This window comes from Mesorhizobium sp. M0854, from assembly GCF_040319815.1.
Classification (GTDB): Bacteria; Pseudomonadota; Alphaproteobacteria; order Rhizobiales; family Rhizobiaceae; genus Mesorhizobium.
In genome coordinates this window covers 1-1,338 of the sequence record NZ_JAMYOL010000081.1, presented here as the reverse complement: position 1 = coordinate 1,338, position 1,338 = coordinate 1, and the positions used below count along the sequence as shown (strand labels likewise).

The window sequence follows — 1,338 nt, the reverse complement described above, 5'->3', positions numbered from 1 at the left end:
CGAATAGAGCATGGGCAGTCCTTTAAAAAAGCGGTCCAGGCCAGCCGGGACCGCTTCAACTTCACGACCTTACTTTTCGAGGGTGTAATCCACTCCGTACCATTTGATGGACAGCTTGGAGAGCGTGCCGTCATCCCTCATGTCCTTGATGGCTGCCGCGATCTTGTCACTGAATTCCTTGTCGCCATGTAGAACCGGAATTGCTGAGGGCGACGAGAACAGAGGGTCACCGAGCTGCTTGAACGGATAACCGGCCTTGATCAAATTGGGGAGTTCTTGTTCCTCCATGAGGACCGCATCTAGACGAACACCATCGCCGAGGCGAAGGTCGTCATACGCAATACCGTTGCTTTGGTAAGTCTTCACCTGGCCGGGCGTGAACTGGAATTGTATAGGCTTAGCGTTGACCCAGTTCGGTATGAGCGTGTGATTGGCGTAGGTCTCGTCCACGGTGTTCGCCGTAACGCCGACCACCTTGCCATCGAGATCGGAAAGCTTGGTCGCTTTACTATTCTTGTGAACGAGGGCGATCGCGCGAGTGTAGAAGTAGATGGCCGGAAAGTCGAACTTTTCGGCACGAGCCTTGGTCGGCACCATCTGGCCCAGGGCCATGTCCCAACGGCCCTCCCACTTGCCTGCGGTGATGATGTCCCAGCCCGGCGTTACGAATTTGGCCTGTACGCCGAGGTATTTTGCGATGCCCTTGGCGACTTCCACATCATAACCATCAAGCTCGTGTTTGTCGTTCAAGAATGACATCGGCGCCCAGTCAACCCCGGCCGCCACTGTTAGCGTTTTTGTGGCAAGCACGCGATCCAGTACGGCCCCGGCGTTGGCCGCAGAAGACACGGACGCAACCGCGAGCGACGCGGCAGCTGCTATCATCGTCATAAGCTTGTTCATGCGATCATTCCCCTTCTGATTGTGATTCTTAAGCGCTGGCACGAGCGCGTGCAGGAGAGCAATCTGCAAATCAGGAAACCATCGAGTTTGCCAGCGACATTAAGCAGCGGCGAGCGCTCATTCCTCCACGCCGCTGCCTATGCTCAGCTTATTCCCATCGACCCAGGAGCCGGCAAGAACAAAATCAATATCACATCCATCTAGAACCTAGATGATTGAAGACTGCCCCTAGTGGTTCCTGCCTGACATAAGAGTCCGGTTTGGGATTCCCCTTCGCGATTACGATGCGAGTCTGGCGCATGCGCACAGGAATATTGCTCACCGTTTCGTCTATTGATCTTGAGCGCCTGAGCGCACTGATCAGGGATCGCAATGCGCCACAGAAGCATGTTTGGCGCGCCGAAATCATTCTGTTGAGCAGCGACGGCGCGGGCA

The 1,338-nt window shown here is 55.4% G+C and carries 1 protein-coding gene and 1 pseudogene; one reads left to right on the top strand and one right to left on the bottom strand.

Annotated elements, in window-relative coordinates:
• Window positions 1–69: 69 nt before the first annotated feature.
• The gene (locus NKH99_RS32610) at window positions 70–903 is read right to left on the bottom strand and encodes a transporter substrate-binding domain-containing protein (protein ID WP_353017970.1); all 834 of its coding nucleotides are present in this window, start codon (window positions 901–903) and stop codon (window positions 70–72) included.
• 299 nt (window positions 904–1,202) lie between these two features.
• Here NKH99_RS32610 and NKH99_RS32605 point away from each other — a divergent pair.
• A pseudogene (locus NKH99_RS32605) lies at window positions 1,203–1,338 on the top strand (IS630 family transposase); the annotation flags it as partial.